Origin of the sequence: Collimonas humicola (assembly GCF_018304945.1) — a bacterium.
In the GTDB taxonomy this organism is placed as follows: domain Bacteria; phylum Pseudomonadota; class Gammaproteobacteria; order Burkholderiales; family Burkholderiaceae_D; genus Collimonas; species Collimonas humicola.
The window spans coordinates 40,618-59,500 of the sequence record NZ_JAGQEE010000006.1 but is presented as its reverse complement, the minus strand read 5'-3'; the positions used below and the strand labels follow the sequence as shown (position 1 = coordinate 59,500).

The following is an 18,883-nucleotide window of genomic DNA, read 5'->3' as shown; positions in this document are numbered from 1 at the left end:
CCTACAGAATCATCCTACATAGTCAAAACAAGCCTTCCGGTTAAATGCTATCCTTGCGAACCTCCTTTTTTCGCAAGCACATCATGGCGACTACACAATCCAGCCAATCGAAATTCGGCACAGTTCTGCGGGTTACCAGCGGTAACTTCATGGAGATGTTCGATTTCTTCCTGTTCGGTTTTTACGCGACCTACATCTCCAAGACATTTTTCCCGGCCGGCGACGAGTTTGCCTCGCTGATGCTGACCTTCATGACCTTCGGCGCCGGTTTCCTGATGCGGCCGCTGGGCGCGATCATCCTCGGCGCTTATGTCGACCGGGTGGGCCGCCGCAAAGGCTTGATCACGACGCTGGCGCTGATGGCGCTCGGCACCATGCTGATTGCTTTCGTGCCGGGCTACGCCACCATCGGCTATGCGGCGCCGTTCCTGGTCTTGATCGGGCGCCTGCTGCAAGGCTTTTCGGCCGGAGTGGAACTGGGCGGCGTCTCGGTCTATCTGTCGGAAATGGCGACGCCGGGCAACAAGGGTTTCTATGTCAGCTGGCAGTCCGCCAGCCAGCAGGTGGCGATCATCGTCGCCGCGGCGCTCGGCTTCGGCCTGCAAGTGTGGCTGCAGCCGGCGCAGATCGCGGACTGGGGCTGGCGCGTGCCGTTCTTCATCGGCTGCCTGATCGTGCCGGTGCTGTTCGTGATTCGCCGCTCGCTGCAGGAGACCGAGGAATTCATGGCGCGCAAGCACAAACCGCCGGTACGCGAAATCCTGCGTTCGATGGTGGATAACTGGGGCCTGGTGATTGCCGGCATGATGCTGGTCTCGATGACGACCGTGTCTTTCTACCTGATTACCGTCTACACGCCGACCTTCGGCAAGAGCGTGCTGCACCTGAGCACCACCGATGCCTTGCTGGTGACCTTTTGCATCGGCATTTCAAACTTCATCTGGCTGCCGGTGATGGGCGCGCTGTCCGACCGCATCGGCCGCAAGCCGCTGCTGATCCTGTTTACCGTCCTCACCATCCTGACCGCTTATCCGGCCATGTCGTGGCTGGTGGCCGATCCGACTTTCCAGAAGATGCTGATGGTCGAGCTGTGGCTGTCCTTCCTGTACGCCAGCTATAACGGCGCGATGGTAGTGGCCCTGACTGAAATCATGCCGGTCGAAGTGCGCACCGTCGGCTTTTCGCTGGCGTATAGCCTGGCGACGGCCATTTTCGGCGGTTTCACCCCGGCCATCGCTACCGGCCTGATCGAATACACCGGCGACAAGGGCGCGCCGGGCATGTGGATGACCGCAGCGGCAATATGTGGCTTGATTGCAACATTGTATTTGTATCGTAAAAGCGGCAATCAAACGCCTGTCGCGGTCAAAGCCTAGGTCTGACGAGGGTGGACGCTTTGTCCGCCCGGGGTTCCCACAGCACGGGAAGCGAAGGAAGCGCTGCTGTTTTACATGCCCAAGGCACTGATTTCATTCATTTTTTCCAAATCCCGGCGGGATTTATTGTATAATTTGCGGTTTTCCACCCCCGGCAAGTGATCGACAATCGGGTCAAGAAGCAAGACGACCGACGAAGTGATTGATTGGCTACCACTCAATTGAGGCAATTATGAAAGACGGCATTCACCCAAATTACCGCGAAGTTCTGTTCCACGACGTGTCGAACGATTTCAAGTTCATCACACGTTCGACCATCCAGACTCGCGAAAACATCACCCACGAAGGTAAAGAATACCCTCTGGTGAAGATTGAAGTTTCCTCGGAATCGCATCCGTTCTACACCGGTCAGCACAAGATCGTCGACACCGCCGGCCGCGTTGACAAGTTCCGCAAGAAATTCGGTACTGTCGGTTCCAAAACAGCGATCGCGAATCAATAATTCGACCGTTTGTTCAAAAAGGCAGCTGCGGCTGCCTTTTTTTATTTATCAGGATTCGCGACGGCTGTCCCCTGCAACAGCTAACGCTTTGATAAATAGTAAATAATTGTATGTACGCTTGAGAACATCAAGAACAAAAATTACTCTCAGCAATAGCGAAGTACCCTGCTATCCGGCACAATACCCAGCAATTCAACATTGATCAAACACCATTGTGATGAAGCCCGTCCGCCTCCCTGCTTCCGCCACCAGCGCACTGCCGCGCTGGGGGCTGTGGGCACTGGGATTGTTGTATATCCTGCCGGGCCTGATCGGGCGCGATCCCTGGAAAAATGAAGATGCTTCCAGTTTCGGCATCGCCTGGACCATGGCCCACGGCGGCCTGGCCGATTGGCTCGCGCCGAACATCGTCGGCTTGCCGATGCCGGCTGAAAGCCCGCTGACCTACTGGATAGGCGCGCTGTTCATCAAACTGTTCGGCTGGCTGCTCAGCGATCCGCTGGCGGCCCGCCTCTCCACCGTGACGTTTTTTCTGGTCGGGTCGCTCTCGGTCTGGTACGCCACCTACCTGCTGGGCCGGCGCACCGAAGCGCAGCCGCTGCGGCTGGCCTTTGGCGGCCAGCCTGAACCGCTCGACTTCGGCCGGACCCTGGCCGACGGCGCTTTCCTGATCTACCTGGGCTGCCTGGGCCTGCTATCGCATAGCCACGAAGCCACCGCCAAGAGCCTGCAGGTTTCGCTGGTAGCGTTTTCCATCTATATCGCGGTGCGCCTGTTTGAAGCGCGCAATATCCGTAGCGCCGCCTTGCTCGGCCTGGCCTTCGGCTTGCTGATCCTGACGCGCGGCTGGGTGCTGCCGCTTGCCCTGCTGTGCGGACTGCTGACGCTGGCCCTGATACGGGAAAAAGCGATCATCAAAGACTTGCTGCTGGTGACCTTGCCGGTGACGCTGCTCGTCGGCGGCATCTGGCTGGCGGCAAGCTGCGCCCTGCTGCCGCACGGCGTCGACCGCAGCGTCGCCTGGGAAGCGTTCAATCTGCAGCAACTGAGCTGGCCGACCTGGACCGCCCTGTCGTATTACTTTAAATACGGCATCTGGTTTGCCTGGCCGGCCTGGCCGTTCGCCGGCTGGGCCGTATACGCCTGGCGCGAACAGCGTTCGACGCTGCATATCGCCTTGCCGCTGGCATTTTTCATCAGCCTGACGATAGTGCTGCTGCTCAATCCGCATCCGGAAGAAGGCATCTTGCTGCCCTTGCTGCCGGCACTGGTGATCCTGGCCGCCTTCGGCCTGCCGACCATGAAGCGCGGCGCCATCAATGCTGTCGACTGGTTCTCGGTGATGACCCTGACCGCCTGCGCCGCCTTCATCTGGCTGGCCTGGATCGCCAAGGAAAGCGGCTGGCCGGCGCAGCTCGCCAAGAACGTCTACAAGCTGGCGCCCGGCTTCAAGCCTGAGTTCAACCTGATAGCGCTGGCGATCGCCATCCTCGGTTCGGTATTCTGGATTTTGCTGGTGAACTGGCGCCTGTCGCGCCGCCCCTCGGTACTGTGGCGCGCCGTGGTGCTGTCGTCCGGCGGCGTGATCCTGTGCTGGCTGCTGCTCACTACATTGTGGCTACCGTGGATCAATTACAGCAAGAGCTATGCCGGCGTCGCCGCGCAGATCGACCAGCATCTGCCGACCGTCAAGCAGTGCGTCGACACCAACGTCGGCCCGGCGCAGCGCGCATCGTTCGCCTATTTCGGCGACATCCCATTCGGCGAATACGGTCAGCCGCACTGCGATTTCCTGCTCTACCAGGACAATATCTCGGTCAAGTCCGACGATGCGATCTGGCGCGAGTTCAAGGGCAACTGGAAACTGCTGTGGACCGGCCGCCGGCCCTCCGACAGGGATGAACGTTTCCGCCTCTACCAGCGCACCGCCAATTAAGGCCTGTTGCCAAGGGAATATCGGCGGTAGGCGGGATATTCCGGGGACAACAGGTTCATATACAAAGGCTATTGATCGCACCGCGGAATTAAGTCATAATAGCGGACGCGTTGCCGAGATGGCGGAATAGGTAGACGCACGGGACTCAAAATCCCGCGCTGGAGACAGCGTGCCGGTTCGATTCCGGCTCTCGGCACCAATGAATATAAGGCTCTCAGACTTGAGGGCCTTTTTTCATTGTTCCGGCAATCTGGTATTTTCCCCTGCAAGAAAATTAGTTGCCCAATTCCCTGATAGCTCAGTTGGTAGAGCGACGGACTGTTAATCCGCAGGTCCCTGGTTCGAGTCCAGGTCGGGGAGCCAGGATACATAAGGGTCAGCTACATGCTGGCCCTTTTCTATTTGCGCCCTCATCCCGTTTTTTCCCACAGGATCTGCTCGAAACCAGGCTCGACGGCCGCACTTGCATCGTCATGATTTTGTCATGTGCTTAGGCTACTATCGGTTGCTAGCCGTTCCCTACCATCTTGAAGAGACGACACATGCACACTCGCCTGGCTCCGCCGCTTGTCACAAAACTCCTTGCCCGCTTTACCCTACTCGGATGCGGCCTGCTAGTGGGCGCTTGCAGCAATATGAACGGGAGTTTCCCTGGCGCCGGGTCGGCCGCATCTGCTTCGTTCAAAACCCTTGACGGTGCGCCCCCCTTGGTTATCGGGCATCGCGGCCTGCCGGGACTGTATCCGGAAGAAACCCGGGCTTCTTACGAGAATGCAGCCGATGCTGGCGCAGATTCGCTCGAACTGGATCTGCACATGACCAAAGACTGCGTATTGGTGGCGCGCCACAACCCCTGGTTGAGCGACAACACCAACATCAGCGAAGTCGCAAAGACGAATGCCAATGTTGCAAGCCGTAAGCGCACTGTTCCAGGCGTATTGATCAATGCCGGATATCCGGCCACAACAGAAAATGGTCCAGCACAGTACCTGAGTGACTTGACCGATCCCAACGATCCAAAATCGGTATTGAAATCATTGGTCGTTGATGGCGAAGACCATACCAACGACTGGTCAATCAGCGATTTCACAATGGCCGAACTGAGGCAATGGATAGGCGGCACCACTTACGATGCCCGCGACCAGCGCCCAACCGAGCTTAACGGCAAGTTGCCGATTCTGAGCTTTCAGGAAGTGATCGACATTGCAAGAGCAAAAAGCGCGGCTACTGGCCGCGTCATTACGACCTATCCAGAAAGCAAAAATCCGATCTGGAATAATGCCCAGGCCATTGCAAACGGTTGCGGCGCACCGGGCAGCCATCCGTTTGAGGAGGCTTTCCTCAAAGCCCTCAAAGACAACGATCTCAATCGCAAGGATGCCCCGGTCTTTGTGCAAAGCTTTGACCCGGCCAGCTTGAAATACCTGCGCTCTATCGGCCTGAAATCCAAAGCGGTTCAGCTAGTCGATGGAAACGGCATGAACTTCAAGACCGGCGAAACCATTTTCATCACTGACAAACCCAACACGTTCGTCAGCGGCCGCCCATATAGCTGGACCGTAGCGGGCGACCCGCGCTCCTTCGGTGCGATGCTTACGCCGGCAGGATTGGCGGAGGTCAAAACCTACGCCGACGGCATCGGTCCGTGGAAGCCGCAGGCAATGTCGCTCACCGCTGCTCCAGCCCAGGATTCGTCGTCCAAAGCCAGCTTGGCCGAGGTCGACACCATCAAGCCAACCAGCCTGATCAGCGACGCTCATAAAGCCGGTTTGTTCGTTCATATATTCACCTTCCGCAACGAAGCGAAATACCTGGCAGGCGCTTATAAGGGGGATCCAACGGCAGAATACCTGGCATTTTACCGAGCCGGCGTTGACGGCGTATTTACCGATTTCACGCCCACCGCATTTGCTGCCCGCAATACCTATCTTAAGGAAGTAGCGCGCTAAGCAATTGAATCTATGCTCATCTGCTTCGTTCCTTAGCGAGAGGGTTGTCGTTGCTGGATAGAGATGCTGCCTGATACCGTATCCGTCGCGGGATTTTATATGCCAGTGCCAAAGGTACTGAAGTACCAGAATGCAGAAGTAAGCCACAGTCCCAGGAGAATGGAGAACAGCGCACTTCCCGCGAGTGGCAGCACCCAGCCACGAAAGCCGTTTGAGCGGACTATGAGAACCTTGGCGAGAACGGTCCCGTAGAGAAATGATCCCAGTAATGAGTGAATGTAGGCGCGGGTATCGTATGTCCCGAAGCCGAGCAGGAAGATGCAGTGATAGGCCACAGGCAGCGTCAGCAGGATGGCCGTACGCCCAGACCAGCGATGCACCACATGGTAGAAGCGCCCCTTCGGCGGGAAGCGCAGCACTTCATAGATACGCGACGCCGTCAGCAACTGGCCCAATGCCAGCAACAGCGACGCTGTTATCAGCCATGCCTTCATATGCAGGGTATCGCTGAAGAAGAGGTGAAAAAAGGGAGTTTCGTAGGGTTGCCTGACGGTCTTGCTTGCCACAAAACCGACGGTGATTGCGACGAATGCGACGAGCGCCAGTGGTAGCACAATACGTACTCGACTGAGAACGGTCTGCCTGGCGGGAGAAGGATTGTCGCCCAGTGTTCTATTAAACATGATGTCGACTCAGTTCTTGTCGCTGAACCCGATCGACGCATGCGTGCCGTCGCAGAAAGGCTTGTTCTGCGACGCACCACAGCGGCACAAGGTCACGCGGTTGCGTACTTCGTATTCGAAACCATCGCCCCCGATCAATTGCACTCCGCCGCGCAGCCATAGCGGCCCGGAGCACCCCTTGGCAGGGTCTTCGATCAGGCATATGGATGGCTCATACATCGGCTCGATCGGTTTGCCGGTCTGCTTGTCCCAAGCCACCAGACGCCCCGAAGGGCAGTCGCAAGCCTGGCTGACGAACTGCTTACTCGCTGCAGGGTCGTCCGTTGCGCTGACGAGATTCCACACCCCGCCATGCGGATCGCAAAAGCGCGCGAACGCGCACAAGCTCTCGACGTCAGTCAATGACATCGTCGGGCCTTGCATTACTTTGGCCTGCTTGAGATACGGCTGGCGGCTCGCGGTTTCGGTGCCGTCAAATCCAGCTTTCGCATGCGAGCCGTCGCAAAACGGCTTGTTCGCGCTATGGCCGCAGCGGCACAGCGCGTACTGCCCCTGAGATGGATATTTCTGTTCCTGCTCCCACTTTACCGACTCGCCATCTTCGTTTGCGCCGATGATCTCCTTACTGAGAGGCACATCGCCCGAGACGATATACGGGCCGTTCGTCGAAATTTGGACTTTCGCGCCTGCGCGTTTCTGCTGGTTCATCTGGGGCCTCCGATCAAGACAGAAAATGTATCAATCTATTACGGTTATTTTTCCACTCATTTCCTCATGGCCGCTGCCACAGAAATTGTCGCATAAAAAATCGTATTCACCGGCCTTGTCAGGTGTCAGCCTGACTTGAGTGACCTTGCCTGGCGGCAGGTCGGCGCGGATATTCATGTCCGGTATCTTGAATCCATGCACGAAATCCACGGAGGTGAACTCAAGCACGACTGGCTCGCCCTTTTTCAGGATAATCTGGTTCGGCGTGTAGACGAATTTCTTGGCCTGGATTTTGACTACCCTTTCTTTCGCAGCCGTCTTTGCCTGCCCCCGCGCGTTGATGGCCGCCCCCGATAGAAGCGCCCCGATGCCGTAGGCGGCACTTAAACATATCTGCCTTCTTGAATGATTCATGGCTTATGTCCTTGTCACAGGCAATTCAACGATCTTGTATTCACTATCCTTGCGTTCAGCTTCCACCTCGCGAAAACCGAGTCCTTTATTCGGCGCAGCGGCATCCCACGGCAAGGGGGTACGCTTATCTTGCGAGCCTGGCGCAGGCAACGGGAAAATGAGCGACTTGGCGGCGTGGTGCGCGATCTGCCCCGTCATGTGGTGATGCTCCTGGTGAATGTGGCCATAGAACACCGTGACATTGCTGTATGGCGTCAGTAACGCAATTGCTTTATCGCCATCGCGGGTGGACCAATCCCATTTAGGTACCAGATCGAACAGGGGCCGATGTGTGAAGACGACAATCCGCGCATCTTTCGCTTGTTTGGCAAGATCGTTTTTAAGCCAGTCCAGTTGGGCATCTCCAATGCTTGCGCCGGGATCGGAAACGTTATCCAAAGCGATGAAATGCACTCCCTTATGATCGAACACGTAATTCGACGGGCCAAAATTTTCCTTGAAGGCCGCGCCGTTATCGAGCGAAGCGTCATGCTCTCCCGGGATAAAACGCACCGTTTTCACCTTTAATCCGGCAGCAATCTCTTTGAACTCGGCCATGCGTTTCCGACGTTCCTTCGGATCATCCGTCGTGTGGGTCAGATCCCCGGTAAAGATAATAAAGTCTGGTTGCACTTCAAGTGCATTGACAGTTGCCACCGTTTTCTTGAATGTATTGAGCGCATCTGGATTGGCTGCGCCGCTATACCCCCAATGAACGTCGGACAACTGAACGAAATAGAAATCGTCGTAAGCGGATGCCGCCTTGTCGGTGGCTGCAGCTTGCACCTGGCCATATAGCCCGGAAATAAATACCGCGCCGCCGCCGACAGCGGTCAGTTTCATGAAACTTCTGCGATCAATCATGATGTTCTCCTTCAAATGGTTGGAATAGCTGCATGGCAGGCTGTTGCGGAACAAGTGTTCAACAGGCCGGTCGAGTGCTCAGGGCTTCTCTTCTCGTCCCGCCTCCTTCTTCAAATAGGCAATCAAGTCAGCGCGATCTTTTGCGGCCGGCACCATGAAACCCATTTTTTGCCCGGGAATCAGTTTCTCGGGATTTGACAGCCATTTATCCAGCGTCTTGTCGGTCCAGACAATGCTCGATGCCTTCACAGCTGGCGAATAAAGGTAATCAGCGTGACTGCCGGCCTTCCTGCCAAACAGGCCCTTGTGTGCCGGGCCAACGCCGTTATAGTCAATCGAGTGACAAGACATGCACATGGCTTGGTAGAGCTCCTGGCCGCGTATCGCATCGCCGGCAGCGGTTGCGGGGCCGCTGAAGCCCATCAGCATGGCTAGGCCCAGGCCAAGGAATAAGCGATTTTGTTTCATGTTGAAGTCCTTTCGATTTTCAAGTTTGCTGGCGTCCGATCAATGCAATCCGTTCTTGTAAACGGTATAACTCGGAATGAGAGGAAAATATTCCCGTCAGTCTCGATTTATTCCCGCAACGGGTTTTCGTCGTGATCTTCCTCTGCCTGCATCGCTTGCTCGAACGCGCGCAGGTGGGTAGATTGGGCATCGGTGATGGCCCAGTAAGTCATGCCGTTGCGCTGCCAGTGAGCCATCGCATAGCCGTCCGAGGCCCGTGCGGCGGAAGCAGGCATACCGCCGGCATCGGGAAATACGTACAGGTCGATGGGGTGCTTCTGGTAGCGATAGATCAGCACCGCGACGGTGCGATGACCCACATAATCGGTTCGTCCGCCGACAAGCGGAAAACCTTGCGCGGCGAGATCGACGACCGGCGGCGTATAGTCGAGCTTGCCATTGAACCACGGCTTGACAGTGTGCTGATCGGTCGACACAACGTCGATCGGGTGCTGCGACAACAACGCGCGCACGTGGCTCGACACAATCTCCTGGCCGATTGAGCCGGTTGGCGTTGGCCGCTGGATCAAGGTGGCCGCACTCAACGCCAGCGCACAGACCGCGATCCCGGTAACACCCCCGTTCAGCCACGCCCGCACGCCATCCGTCGTGAAGCCGCTCCATGCAAAGACAGTCCGGCGGGTAGACTCGCGCGGCAGCTCGGCGAGCACGCGCGCGCGCAGATGAGGTGGCGCGCGATGATAGAGCGATCCGTCGCGCAGCACACTGCCCAGCGAACTTAAGGTTTCTTTCTTGTCCATTACTTCACTCCTTTTTGTGAACCCGGCGCAGGCATCCTGAGCAGGTTGCCGTCTGTCTTGCCGTGCACGGGCGCAAGCTCCGAAGGCATCGCCCCCTGCGCCTTGCGCACTGCCGCACAAAGCAGGCCCCGGCCACGCGCCAGCCGCGACATCACGGTGCCGATCGGCACGCCGGCGACAGTCGCAATGTCGCGGTAGCTCATGTCTTCCAACTCGCGCAGGACCAGCACCTCGCGATATTCGACCGGCAATGCGCCGAGCGCACGATGAATCAAGTCCACATCGTCGCGCCGCACGGCGAGCGCTTCGGGATCGCTGCCGATCTCGTCGACCCATCCCGGGAGTCGCTCGTCGTCGTGCAGTGCGTCGTCATAGGGTGCGTCGTCAGCTGCCTCGCTCCGCCTGCGCCATTCGGTAAACCAGGTGTTCCGAACGATCGCAAGCAGCCAGGCGCGCGCATTGTCGCCGTGGAAACTATCGAAGAACCGGAAGGCGCGCAGGTAAGCATCCTGCACGACGTCGTCGGCATCGCTGGCGCTGCCGGTCAGCCAGCGTGCCAGGTTGTAGGCCGCGTCCAGATGCGGCAACGCCAGCTCTTCGAACCGGCGCGACTTGTCGGCCGCGATCACGATGATCTCCCGCTTTCCCTGAATTGCGCCTTGTCTCTTTGGCGACAGCTGCGCCAATCATATGGGGGGGTCTTGCGTTCGTTTTTCATGAGTTCCTCCATTGCCCGTCCGGTCGGGAGATGCTTGCAGCATCCGAGCGGCGCAAATGCCGACGCTCACATACCCATAACCGTCAGCGACCCGGATTTATTCCCGCGATATTTTTCAATTGCCGCGACAAATCCGGGAATAAAACGGAGAGTTCGGCGGTATACGCGGAGATCCTCACGCCGCTTGGCTTGCGGCAGCGCACCAATGCAGCAGCGGCGACGGGCACGCTGCCGGCGCTCAAGCATTGACCGTACTTCATGGCGCGGATGGGGCCCATGGTTTGCCTCCGACGAATAATCATATGAATGGGATCACGGCTGTCAGGAAAAATAACCGGGCAGCCGTCCTCGGACCGTGCCAACGGACTGTTGCAGCTCGCGTCACTGTCCGGAGTAAATGTTGCCCTGATCTGCCGCCATGCCAGGGGCCGTATTCATGGGATCCATCTGTGCGCATCCGGCAGCGGCAAGAGTGAGGAGCGTGACGCCAATGGCGAGAATGGTTTTTGCGAATTTCATGATGCTCTCCTATAAGGTCGCAATACATGACAAACCGGGAATAGCCTTGGTTTGCCTATCAAATGAACGCCAGGGTGTTATCTGGCGCTAACTGGGGCGGCACTGCACCGTTGCATCTCTTTTGCGCTGTGGGGGCTATCTACGTTTCCTGTTCTGGAAACAGTGGTGCGTGTCGTCACTTGTATAACTGCTTGTGGCCGGAAATTATTCTCACTATATTTTTCTGCCAGCGCCTCATGGCAGGGAATAAAACGAAGCGCGCGCATGTATACCGGCGAAACAAGGAAGCAGGCCGAGAAGCCGTTACGCGATGAACTGGGAGATACAACAGAATGGATATATTGCCGCTGGCGACAGAACGGCTTCTGCTAAGAAGCGTCACCCGGGACGATGCGCCGGTGTCTACCAGCTATCGCAACCAGCCGGAGGTGGCGCGTTATCAAAGCCTGGCCCGCCATTCGGCGGCAGACGCCGCAGCTTTCCTCGAACAGCAGCGCAAGCTGGCGTTCAATATTGACGACACATGGCTCCAGATTGCGACCAAACACAAGGAAGATACGGCGCTGGCGGGCGACGTGGCGGTAGCTTGAAAAATAGGGATTCCGGCGCGAGGCGCACTTTCGGAGATGGACGCCGCATCATATTGATCAACAGGTTTGCCGCACCGCTTCCTCAACATTCAGTATCTGCGCGCAGATACCAGTCGGCGCGCGGCTCGCCTTCCTGAGAGATCCCCTGCATTCCTTGCGGCTGGCGCACGGCAAGCAGACTGAACTGCCAGCAGTGCATGGCGGCATCCTGGAACTTGACGGCCTGGCCTGCCGCCACAGAGATATCGTTTTTCAAGCCGGTGATCCTGACGCCGCCGCCGGCAGCTCCACGCAGACGGATGCCGGGCAGCAGCCCCCAGTTCAATCCACCGTTGGCCACCAGCGTCAGCCATGGCTCCTTGCCTTCCGCTGCACGCAACAGCATCGACTGAACCGGACCGGCCGGATGCGCAATTTGCCTCAGCGTGACGTACTGCGCCTGCAGCTGCCCGGGCAAGGCGCGTGGCCAGGGCGAGATGGTCACCTGCCCTTGCGGGCCAAGATCGAGCGTCAGCCGGCCGGCCGGACTCACCGCGGCATGTTCCAGCAGTGTTTCCGTACTCTCCGGCGGCATGCCATCGAACCGCAGGCGATCGCTGGCCACGCTCTGGCAGGCGCAAGCCGCCAGAGCCGCAGCCGATAGCAGCAGGCCGAAGTGATGCATGGCGATCGTTATTTTCATGCTGCTTATTTCAGGCTGGTGAGTTCTTTCAGCAAATGCACGGATGGCGGCTGCTCCAGGGCGATCATGCCACGTTTCCTGAGTTCGTCCAGGCGCACGCCCGCCTTGGCTTCCACGCCTGCCGTGGCGACTTGATGAGGATTGGCCGCCAGGACCAGCTTGCTCCAGTCGTCATTGTCCCGCATCACAGTCCGGCCGTTGATGTAGTCATAGGCATAGCTCGCCGGATCCTGCATGCCGTTCAGGTTCCAGTCCAGATAGGCGCCATTCACGCTGCCGCGGCCGATGTTATCGGCTTCCAGCAGGTTGGCTTCATCCAGGCTCTTGCCCGAGCCGTTGGAATAGTCAATCTTGAACACCGCATTGCAAGGCCCTTCAGGAAGATCGCAGAGCCTGTAGGAGCCTGCCGTGGCATGGCCCGGGACCGATGAATTGAAATCGTTGTTGAAGGTGTAGTAGTAGCGTTGCAGCGGGTTGCCGCCGCTCGCATTGGCCGGCAGGCCGTTGAGCTGGTACATGTAGTTCATGATGCTGAAATAGTTCGGCTTGTAGTTCTGGTCCTCGAAGCCGCCGTGATGCAATCCCAGGGTGTGGCCGAATTCATGCATGATGGTGCCGCCCTGGAAATTGACCAGGATGGTCTGCAGCCTGGCGTTATTCGGCGCAAAGCCGGAGCCGCCCAGCGTCACCAGGAATTTATTTCCAGGCAGCTCGGCGATGCCGGACGAGCCGCCGGCGCCGCTGGCAAGCTGCGAGCTGGCCATCTGCATGAAGCGGTACACCGGCTTGCGGCGGACATCGAACGATCCGCTCGAATACTTGTAGATGCTGGAACAGCCGGCATCGGGCGTGAAGTCGGAATTGGACGTGGCGGTCGAAGAAAGGATCTGCGTGCACTTCTCAAAGGCGACTTTATGGCTGACGTCTCCCGACAGATTAAAGCTGGCCGGAGAAACCGAGCTGCTGAACAGATTGCCGACATCGAAGTGAATCTTGATGTTATGCGTACTGAACGCATCGACCACCATTTGCAAGGCATTCTTCTGCGGCGTCACCGCAATGTCGGTAGCGCTGCTCATGTAGTTGACGTGAATGAAAATATCGCGCTGGCCCTTGCGCGCGCCGAGGCTGTACAAATCCATGCCGCCGAATGTCCCGCCCTGGACTTTGGCGGAATCGGGGATGCCATCCTTGTCGCTGTCGATCGCATTGGCCGGCACGTCATTCGGTCCGCCCGGCGTCGAAAACGCCACCCTGCTCCAGTCGCTCTTGCTGCCGCTGGCCGTGAAACTGCTGCTCAGCCGTACGATCGAACCATCGTAACTGTCCAGCGGATCGGGCGTGGCTACCGTCACGTAATCGGGCTTGGCGGGAAACGCCGCTACATTGGCGCCGCTCCATGCCGATGTGGTCTGCGGGGTTACCGCAGAAGTGCCAAAGCGGACGAAATCCGCTGTCTTGTCGTCGCTGGCTGTCAGCAGTTCGACAAAGCCTTCCGTATCGCTCCAGTAAGGCAGATAGGTCTTGCTGCTGCCGTTGGCGACGACAGTCGTGGAGACATAGGCCGACTTATCCGTATTCGTCAGGAACGGCATGAATTTCCCGGCGATGACGAAATAGCCGCCGGCGGGAATATCCACCTTCGGCAAATCGAAATTCATCGGCGTCGTACTGATATCTTGCGTGGCGATATTCCAGCCGGTGGCGCGCAGGCGATAGTCGCTCAGATGGATCGCTTGCGGCGAATTATTGAAAACTTCCATCCAGCTGACGCCATCCGTGCGACGGTAGTTGGCCGCTACTTCGCTGATATACAGACCGGGCTTGGCGGCGGCGGGAGACGCGGTAACTGCGGGCGTTGTCGTGGTTGGCGGGATTGGCGTCGTAGCGACAGGCGTTGTAACTGCCGGGATCGGCGCTATCGGCCTTGCAGCCGCTGGGGTTGTAGTTGCCGGCGTCGCGGCCGGCTGCGCAGCGACCGTGGTTGAGGGCGTAATGGTCGACGGCCTGGCTTGCGGCTGCAGTGCCGCGGCCGAAGAAACCGCGCCCTGCAAGCCCGGACCGCCGTCGCTGCAAGCAAGCAGCAGCGTGCCGGAAATGACGATTGCCAAATTCGATGCGGCTTTCTTTAGCCGACGTGTTCGTAACGCATTCTTATCAAGCACAGGCGCCTCCAGGTCAAAGTGTAAAACGCGTCGAACAACGCATTGCCTGATGCGTTGTTTTCAACACGGCCTTACCTAGATGCCCGTCCAAACGAAAAAAGGGGCCATTTTTAATTATCCCCGGGGCGCGCGACGACATCGGCGCCATGAGCAACGCCGTACCTGCAATCGGCATGGAGCTATACGCGAGAGCGAAGGAGTGCCCGCTTTGCCTGCATCATCAGGCTGTGAATTTATACAGTTGACGCAAGCGGCGCGATGAATGTAAAGTAAACCTACCTCTTGAAAGGTAACAGTCGGAATGGGTTATGTCCAAAACGGGACATAGCCCATTTCTTTTTTGGGGTCTTGCATATATAACATCCCAGGCTTGCCGTGCGTATGCATCTGGATGGCTGCAAAGCGCCGCCTCGCGCCATGCGCGCCTTGTTTCCGTCGGCTTGCGCCAGGACGGCAGGCGAAATTTCATTTCACAATTCGGCAGGAAATTGTGCAATCGAACGCTGCTCGATCGGCGCCGACATGACAATCGAAGTCCGCGTTTCACCATAATGGTTGATGCTGCCGACGAAACGCTCAAGATGGCGGATATCCTTGGCGGCCACGCGCAGCAGAAACGAATCCTGCCCTGTCACATGCAGGCATTCGAGCACTTCCGGCATGGACTGCAGCTGCGCGATCAGGCGTGCCTTGTCCGGCTGCGCGGTGGTGATGCCGATCACCGCCATGACACCGTAGCCGACCGCTTCCGCATTGACCACGGCGCGATAGCCGCTAACGATCCCTGCTTCCTCCAGCCGTTTGAGCCGCTCCGATGTAGCCGGCAGCGACAGGCCGCAATGGTCGGCAAGCGCTTTCAGCGAAATGCGGCCGTCGCGCTGGATCGCGGCCAGGATTTTCCAGCCTTTGGCGTCAATTTCCATAATTAAGGAGAAAGGTAGGTTTGGCGAGAATAATAAAGGCAATATAGCAGCTCCGCCTGATTTTGCTTATTCAGCGGCAATGACGATCTTGAGATAATTTCCCTTCCGGAGTCCCTCTTGCAAAGGATCGAAAGTGGATATTGGCTTATTTTTGAAGGCGGCCCTGATCGGCCTGTCGATTGCCGCCCCGGTGGGACCGGTCGGCCTGCTGTGCATCCAGCGCACCATCGCGCACGGACCGCGCATCGGTTTCGCCAGCGGCCTGGGCGCGGCCACTGCAGATGCCGCCTATGGCGCTATCGGCGCCTTCGGACTGGCCACAGTGACCAATTATTTCGTCACACTGACGACACCGCTGGCGCTTTTCGGCGCCTTGTTTCTCGGCTGGATGGGAATCAAGCTTCTGCGCGCCGCGCCGCCTGCCGGCGCCGCCAGCGCAAGCAACGGCATCTTCGCCGGCAAAGCCTTCGTTTCAGTGTTCATACTGACCTTGGCCAACCCCATGACCATCCTCTCCTTCATCGCAGTATTCGCCGCCATCGCCGGCCCCGCGGCAAACGCGCCAAGCGCGGCGGCGATCATGGTGCTCGGGGTATTTTGCGGATCGGCGTTCTGGTGGCTGCTGCTGGCCTGCGGCGTGGCCACGGTGCGTCACAAGATAGAGCCGGGCGCCATGGCCTTGATCAACCGGATTGGCGGCTGCATCCTGCTCGGCTTTGCCGGATGGCAGCTGGTACGCATCGCCGGATGAGCCGCGGTGCAACGCCTGGGATGAGCAATCGCCGCATTTAAGGCCTGCTGCAGGCAAAAAAAATCGGAACACGTCAATTTACGCGTCCCGATTCATTTGCAAGCCGGCGCCAGGAACAATCGCCTGGCGCGAAATTCAAGCCATCACGTCTTACTTGCTGACGGCCTTATCGCTGCTGAAGCCGCTGTTATCCATGACGGTCTGCTGCGATTCCAGCACACGGATACGGTTTTGCAAGGCGCGCAATTCGTTGCGCGCGGCCTGCTGTTTGCTGCTCAGCACTTGCGTTTGCTGGCGCGCCTGTTCCTGTTGCGCATTCACATTCTGTTCCTGCTGCTGCTGCACGACCAGATCGTTCTGCAGCGCGCCGAGGCGCGTTTCCTGGCTGGCGATCTGTTGTTCGGTGTATTGTTTCTCGGCTTCCAGCTGGATCCGGCGGATGTCTATCGCCGCCAGCTTTTCGGTCTGGCCGACGAAGCTCTTGTAGATCTGCTCAGCCTGGATGTCGGAGGTGGTCTTGACCACGCGCCAGAAATTTTTCTGCTGGAACAAGGCGATGTAATAAGTACGGTTGTCAGGCTTGAACAGCAGGCTGGAACCGTAATTGCCGTTGTAGGTGGTACGCAATTCGCTCACGCCCTGGCTTTGCATCAGCTGCTGCAGTTCAGAGATGGTGCTGTTGCCGCTTGGAGCCGCTTTAGCGCTGGCGGCCGGAGTAGGAGCAACAGTTGCCGGCGCCGGGCTGACTGTAGCAGAGGGTTGCGCCAATGCGTTAAGCGACAAGCCGGCAAAGAACAATCCCAGTCCTAAACCGCGAACCGCATTGCGTACAGTTACTTTCATCCCCTGATTCCTTCGCTAACATTAAGTTTTATTGTCGACATGAGCATGCACCATGCAGTCAATTTTATCTGCAATTTTATTGTTGCTGGGCATTGTTTTTACGTAAAACACTATTGTTGCCTATTTTACCATCAGCATCAGGCGCATTGCCCCATGGACAAAGTTCAAAATAGCGTCCAAACAAAGAAAAGCCGGCGCTCGACTCGCCGTCGCGGCCGGTCTGCCTCCCGCTCCCCTATTCAGCCTCGCCGATCGCCTCGGTATCGGCGATCTGGAACTTGCGCATTTTTTCCCACAGCACCTTGCGGCTGATGCCGAGCGCGTGCGCGGTGTCCTGGCGGCGCCAGCCGTTGGCGTCCAGCACCGACAGGATACGGCTGCGTTCCGCCATATCCCATTTCTTGCGGACCGCGCTCAGGTCATTGCCCTCCACCAGCCGCTCCATCGTGCCCAGCGTATCGAACACACGGTCGATGCGTGCCCGGTCCCATACGCCCAGCTGGCGATAGATAATGCCGACCCGCTCGGCGACATTGCGCAGCTCGCGCACATTGCCGGCGAATTTTGCCGCGGCGACCAGCTCCAGCAGCCATTCAGGCGGCTGCGGAATGTCTTCATAGGTCTGCGCCAGCAAGGTGTTGAAAATCGCGATCTTGTCGGCGCTGCCGCGCTCTTCCAGATTCGGCACCCGCAGCTCGATCACCGCCAGCCGGTAATACAGGTCGGCGCGGAACATGTCCTGCTGCACCTGCTCGCGCAGGTTGCGATTGGTCGCCGCCACCAGCCGGAAATCCAGCTTGACCTCGGTTTGCGAACCCAGCCGGGTCACGGTGCTCTGCTCCAGCACGCGCAGCAGCTTGACCTGCTGATACAGGGGCAAGTCGCCGATTTCATCGAGGAACAGGGTGCCGCCGTCGGCCTGTTCAAAGTAACCTTTGTGGGCCAGCAAGGCGCCGGTGAACGCGCCTTTGGCATGGCCGAAAAACAGCGACTCGAACAAGCCGTCCGGAATGGCGCCGCAGTTGACCGCGACGAACGGCCCGTGCCGGTAGCGCCCATGGCGCTGATGCAGCAACTGGGCGATGCGCTCCTTGCCGACGCCGGTCTCGCCCATGATCAGCACGCTTGATTCGCAATCGGCAAACGCTTCGGCTTCCGCCACCAGCGTCTTCATCGATTCCGATTGCGCGATCAGCGGCTGCGGCATCCGATCCGCATCGGCGTTGGCATGCAGCTCGGAGGCCAGGCGGAACACCAGCTTGCGCAATTCGGCGCAAGTGAAATCCAGCATCAGGATATGCGAATACTCGACCGGATAGACGCGCGGATTGGCCGCCCGCCCCACCTCCGCCACCCAGATCACCGGCATGCCATGCGATTTCTGCCAGGCGTCGGCGGAAAACTCGGATTGCTCGATCACGGTCACCGAAATCACGGCTATCGAAGGCCGCGACGACACCTGGTCGCGCGTTACCGGCATGCCGTCGGCACGGATCACCTCGATATCGAAACTCGCCAGGCACAGCGAGATGCGATCGGCAATATCCGAATTGCCTTCCCATATGTAGATATCGAGGCTTTCTTGCAAAGGCTTGTTTTGCATGGTCATATCTTTCAGTCACCGTCGCGCAGTGCCGGCTGGATCACCGCCGGCGTTTGTGTCTGGCGCGCCATCAGGTCGCGGATTTCAACCAGTCGTTCGTAAATATTGAATGCCAGGATCCAGAGTTCGCTGACCAGGCGCCAGATCAACAGGGACAACAGCAATGCAAACAGGGTCAGCAGCATGCGGCCAATACCTTCGCCGCTGGCATTGACGAAACCGGTGGCGCCTGCGATCAGGATCAGCGCCAGCCCGACCCAGTAGATGAGTTTGATCAGGACAGGTGCGATGAGGCGCTCGAATCCCAGCAAATAAAACAGCCTGGCCGCTCCGCGATACTTGTTCGTCAT

The 18,883-nt window shown here is 58.2% G+C and carries 21 protein-coding genes and 2 tRNA genes; 8 read left to right on the top strand and 15 right to left on the bottom strand.

What is annotated here, in order from left to right; genetic code table 11:
- Nucleotides 1–83 precede the first annotated feature (83 nt).
- The 6 genes from tcuC to KHU30_RS17710 all read left to right on the top strand — a co-directional run bounded on the left by tcuC (nt 84) and on the right by KHU30_RS17710 (nt 5,763).
- A complete protein-coding gene (gene tcuC, locus KHU30_RS17735) occupies nt 84–1,376 on the top strand; it encodes an MFS transporter (RefSeq protein ID WP_211443954.1) in 1,293 nt (430 codons plus the stop codon).
- Between the two features lie 232 nt (nt 1,377–1,608).
- Entirely contained in the window at nt 1,609–1,878 is a 270-nt protein-coding gene (locus KHU30_RS17730) for a type B 50S ribosomal protein L31 (RefSeq protein WP_038486217.1), read from the top strand.
- A 217-nt stretch (nt 1,879–2,095) separates the two neighbouring features.
- A complete protein-coding gene (locus KHU30_RS17725) occupies nt 2,096–3,814 on the top strand; it encodes an ArnT family glycosyltransferase (RefSeq protein ID WP_211443953.1) in 1,719 nt (572 codons plus the stop codon).
- 112 nt (nt 3,815–3,926) lie between these two features.
- Nucleotides 3,927–4,013: transfer RNA gene (locus KHU30_RS17720), tRNA-Leu, on the top strand.
- 88 nt (nt 4,014–4,101) lie between these two features.
- Nucleotides 4,102–4,177 (top strand) — tRNA-Asn (locus tag KHU30_RS17715).
- Between the two features lie 179 nt (nt 4,178–4,356).
- Nucleotides 4,357–5,763, top strand: a complete 1,407-nt coding sequence (locus KHU30_RS17710; protein WP_407928101.1) for a glycerophosphodiester phosphodiesterase family protein — start codon at nt 4,357–4,359, stop codon at nt 5,761–5,763.
- A gap of 95 nt (nt 5,764–5,858) precedes the next feature.
- Here KHU30_RS17710 and KHU30_RS17705 read toward each other — a convergent pair whose 3' ends face one another.
- The 9 genes from KHU30_RS17705 to KHU30_RS17655 all read right to left on the bottom strand — a co-directional run bounded on the left by KHU30_RS17705 (nt 5,859) and on the right by KHU30_RS17655 (nt 10,976).
- Nucleotides 5,859–6,446, bottom strand: coding sequence for a DUF6529 family protein (locus tag KHU30_RS17705; protein WP_211443952.1), 588 nt, complete (start codon nt 6,444–6,446; stop codon nt 5,859–5,861).
- Between the two features lie 9 nt (nt 6,447–6,455).
- A complete protein-coding gene (locus KHU30_RS25780; RefSeq protein ID WP_230427448.1) occupies nt 6,456–7,154 on the bottom strand; it encodes a CDGSH iron-sulfur domain-containing protein in 699 nt (232 codons plus the stop codon).
- Nucleotides 7,155–7,184: 30 nt separating this feature from the next.
- Complete coding sequence (locus KHU30_RS17685; RefSeq protein WP_211443951.1) at nt 7,185–7,568, bottom strand: cupredoxin domain-containing protein; 384 nt, start codon at nt 7,566–7,568, stop codon at nt 7,185–7,187.
- Between the two features lie 3 nt (nt 7,569–7,571).
- Nucleotides 7,572–8,471, bottom strand: a complete 900-nt coding sequence (locus KHU30_RS17680; protein WP_211443950.1) for a metallophosphoesterase family protein — start codon at nt 8,469–8,471, stop codon at nt 7,572–7,574.
- Nucleotides 8,472–8,549: 78 nt separating this feature from the next.
- On the bottom strand, nt 8,550–8,939 hold the full coding sequence (locus KHU30_RS17675; protein ID WP_230411230.1) for a c-type cytochrome: 390 nt from the start codon (nt 8,937–8,939) through the stop codon (nt 8,550–8,552).
- Nucleotides 8,940–9,046: 107 nt separating this feature from the next.
- Nucleotides 9,047–9,739, bottom strand: coding sequence for an anti-sigma factor family protein (locus KHU30_RS17670; RefSeq protein WP_211443949.1), 693 nt, complete (start codon nt 9,737–9,739; stop codon nt 9,047–9,049).
- Nucleotides 9,739–10,368, bottom strand: coding sequence for an RNA polymerase sigma factor (locus KHU30_RS17665; RefSeq protein ID WP_211443948.1), 630 nt, complete (start codon nt 10,366–10,368; stop codon nt 9,739–9,741). Before KHU30_RS17665 ends, KHU30_RS17670 begins: the two co-directional genes overlap by 1 nt.
- 172 nt (nt 10,369–10,540) lie before the next feature.
- Entirely contained in the window at nt 10,541–10,735 is a 195-nt protein-coding gene (locus tag KHU30_RS17660; protein WP_211443947.1) for a hypothetical protein, read from the bottom strand.
- Between the two features lie 103 nt (nt 10,736–10,838).
- Nucleotides 10,839–10,976, bottom strand: coding sequence for a hypothetical protein (locus tag KHU30_RS17655; protein ID WP_211443946.1), 138 nt, complete (start codon nt 10,974–10,976; stop codon nt 10,839–10,841).
- 332 nt (nt 10,977–11,308) lie between these two features.
- On the opposite strand from KHU30_RS17655, the gene KHU30_RS17650 reads away from it, so the two are divergent.
- Nucleotides 11,309–11,566 (top strand): GNAT family N-acetyltransferase, encoded by a 258-nt coding sequence (locus KHU30_RS17650; protein WP_211443945.1) that lies wholly within the window; start codon nt 11,309–11,311, stop codon nt 11,564–11,566.
- Nucleotides 11,567–11,648: 82 nt separating this feature from the next.
- Here KHU30_RS17650 and KHU30_RS17645 read toward each other — a convergent pair whose 3' ends face one another.
- From KHU30_RS17645 to KHU30_RS17635, 3 genes are all read right to left on the bottom strand, one after another.
- Nucleotides 11,649–12,248: a hypothetical protein gene (locus KHU30_RS17645; RefSeq protein WP_211443944.1), complete on the bottom strand. Its 600-nt coding sequence runs from the start codon at nt 12,246–12,248 to the stop codon at nt 11,649–11,651.
- A gap of 5 nt (nt 12,249–12,253) precedes the next feature.
- Nucleotides 12,254–14,359, bottom strand: coding sequence for a hypothetical protein (locus tag KHU30_RS17640; RefSeq protein ID WP_211443943.1), 2,106 nt, complete (start codon nt 14,357–14,359; stop codon nt 12,254–12,256).
- Between the two features lie 524 nt (nt 14,360–14,883).
- Nucleotides 14,884–15,336, bottom strand: coding sequence for an Lrp/AsnC family transcriptional regulator (locus KHU30_RS17635; protein WP_211443942.1), 453 nt, complete (start codon nt 15,334–15,336; stop codon nt 14,884–14,886).
- 133 nt (nt 15,337–15,469) lie between these two features.
- On the opposite strand from KHU30_RS17635, the gene KHU30_RS17630 reads away from it, so the two are divergent.
- Entirely contained in the window at nt 15,470–16,087 is a 618-nt protein-coding gene (locus tag KHU30_RS17630) for a LysE family translocator (RefSeq protein ID WP_211443941.1), read from the top strand.
- Between the two features lie 150 nt (nt 16,088–16,237).
- Here the strand turns inward: KHU30_RS17630 and KHU30_RS17625 are convergent, their stop codons facing one another.
- The 3 genes from KHU30_RS17625 to KHU30_RS17615 all read right to left on the bottom strand — a co-directional run bounded on the left by KHU30_RS17625 (nt 16,238) and on the right by KHU30_RS17615 (nt 18,883).
- On the bottom strand, nt 16,238–16,930 hold the full coding sequence (locus tag KHU30_RS17625; RefSeq protein WP_211443940.1) for a DUF2968 domain-containing protein: 693 nt from the start codon (nt 16,928–16,930) through the stop codon (nt 16,238–16,240).
- Nucleotides 16,931–17,165: 235 nt separating this feature from the next.
- Nucleotides 17,166–18,533 carry a sigma 54-interacting transcriptional regulator gene (locus KHU30_RS17620; RefSeq protein ID WP_211443939.1) on the bottom strand — a complete coding sequence of 456 codons (1,368 nt, stop codon included), beginning with the start codon at nt 18,531–18,533 and terminating at the stop codon, nt 17,166–17,168.
- 11 nt (nt 18,534–18,544) lie between these two features.
- Entirely contained in the window at nt 18,545–18,883 is a 339-nt protein-coding gene (locus tag KHU30_RS17615) for a DUF4282 domain-containing protein (RefSeq protein ID WP_211443938.1), read from the bottom strand.